The organism is Pseudomonas sp. PICF6 (genome assembly GCF_009831705.1).
Classification (GTDB): Bacteria; Pseudomonadota; Gammaproteobacteria; order Pseudomonadales; family Pseudomonadaceae; genus Aquipseudomonas; species Aquipseudomonas rhizophila.
On the sequence record NZ_WUUD01000005.1, the window covers coordinates 22,432 to 22,808 of the forward strand.

The following is a 377-nucleotide window of genomic DNA, read 5'->3' on the forward strand; positions in this document are numbered from 1 at the left end:
TGGCCATGCGCAACGGTCGCCGGCAGTGGAGTGATCAGTGGAAGGCCTGAACCTGGACGGCTGGCTGCCGATCCGCGTGTGGCAAGCGGCGGGGCAGTGGCGGGTTGACTGGTGCTGGTTCGGTGAGGCGCGATTGTCGCAACCGTTCTTCGGCGACGCGGTGGAACACGCCCTGCGGTTGCCCTTCAATCAGGCGTTCCGCCGCCAGACAGCCTTGAGCGCCCTGGACCAGTGGAGACAACAAAGCCCAGGCCTGCCCCCGAGTGCATTCATTTTCCATGCCTCCCGCTGTGGCTCGACATTGATCAGCCAGATGCTGGCGCAACTGGACGACCACATCGTCATTTCAGAACCGCCGCCTCTGGATACTCTGCTGC

Annotated in this window: 1 pseudogene; it reads left to right on the forward strand. The window is 63.7% G+C overall.

What is annotated here, in order from left to right:
* Positions 1-37: 37 nt before the first annotated feature.
* Positions 38-377, forward strand: a pseudogene (locus tag GSM73_RS03160) (sulfotransferase family protein); the annotation flags it as partial.